Here is a 1499-nt window from a genome sequence, read left to right on the forward strand (position 1 = left end):
CTCAAACGCTACATCGCACGCGAAATCTTCAAGACCTGCGAACGCAGCACAACCACCGCCGAGACCACGACAAACACCCAACACAGACCCACCGCGGCTTGACACCACACATAGAAGCGTCGAGACCGCAACGCACGCAACAGCGTCGCCCGCCGACCCTGCTGGTCGAGCGGAGTCGAGACCCCGCCACCCGTCGGTTGCGACGCTCATCCGCGAGCAGCGTGCACGCTCTCCCGCGTCGTGGGCGCCACCTCGGCACCGATCCGCCGGATCGTGTCGGCATCGTCGGTTGCGAACACGAAATCGGAGACGCCGTGATCGGTCGCGAGCGTCGTTAGGTCGGCCGCCCATGACTCGGGACCGCCGGAAAGAAGGCCGTCCCGGGTATCGTCGAACGCGCCTCCGACATTGAGTATTCGGCGGATGTCCCCCGGATTGCGCCCCGCGCGCTCAGCGGAAGCATCGATCCGGGCGTTCATCGCGATCAGGTCGTCGACACCGTTCGGAAGGAAGGACAGTGACGGCAGCCATCCGTCCGCTTTGCGTCCGATCATCTCCAACATGCGTGGGCCGTACCCGCCGACCCAGATCGAGATCGGGTGAGCGGGCTGTGGTCCGCGCTTCGCGCCGTCGACTGTGTAGTGGGAACCGAGGAAGTGCACGCCGGTCCGCGTTGAGGTGTCCCATAGTTCGCGCATCACGTCGATCGCCTCGGCGAGTGCGCGGCGAGCTTCACCCCGCGAACGACGAGGTCCGCCCATGGCTTCGATCGCATCTGCGAACCCGCCGGCACCTATGGCCATCTCGAGCCGACCCTCCGATAGAAGGTCGAGCGATGCTGCGGCGCGAGCGAGTACCGCGGGCGGTCGGAGCGGAAGGTTGATGACGTTGCCGGACAACGATATCCGCTCCGTGCGCGCTGCGATGAACGACAGCAGAGTCCAGGCGTCTAATAGCTTCGACTGGTACGGGTGATCCTGGATCGACACGAGGTCGAGCCCGGCCTGCTCCGCGACGACCGCGAGTTGGACAGGACGGAGGGGAGAAGCGGACGTCGGCGTCACGAATACGCCGAATCGTGGGTCGTGGCCGTAGTCCGGCATGGGGTCTCCTTCGGCATCCGGCGGTGCTGCCGAGTGTATGGGTTCAGCTGTTGCCGCCGCTCCCACTCGCTCGTCGAGCGGAGTCGAGAGCGCTAGGCATGCTGCGAGGTCTCGTTGCCGTCCGCTGGTCGAAGCGCTAGAGGGATCTCGACTCCGCTCGATCACGTGGGTTCAGGTGGTGGTTGCAACGCTGGTTGTGTTAGTTGCTGTTGGTTGTTGATAGTAGTTCGTTGAATTTTTCTGCTGGGGTGGCGAATTCGTGGATTTGGCGGGGGCGGCGGTTGAGTCGGTCGGCGACCTCGCGGAGGCGGTCTTTGTCGTGCACGCTCAGGTCGGTGCCTTTGGGGAAGTATTGGCGCAGCAGGCCGTTGGTGTTCTCGTTCGTGCCGCGTTGCC

At 64.6% G+C, this 1499-nt stretch carries 2 protein-coding genes; both read right to left on the bottom strand.

What is annotated here, in order from left to right:
* Window positions 1-206: 206 nt before the first annotated feature.
* Window positions 207-1103 (bottom strand): LLM class flavin-dependent oxidoreductase, encoded by an 897-nt coding sequence (locus L5G32_RS19100; RefSeq protein ID WP_237012664.1) that lies wholly within the window; start codon window positions 1101-1103, stop codon window positions 207-209.
* 199 nt (window positions 1104-1302) lie between these two features.
* On the bottom strand, window positions 1303-1499 hold a 197-nt coding region (locus L5G32_RS19105), incomplete at its 5' end, for a transposase (RefSeq protein ID WP_372491731.1).

The organism is Gordonia zhenghanii (assembly GCF_021738965.1).
GTDB classification, from domain to species: domain Bacteria; phylum Actinomycetota; class Actinomycetes; order Mycobacteriales; family Mycobacteriaceae; genus Gordonia; species Gordonia zhenghanii.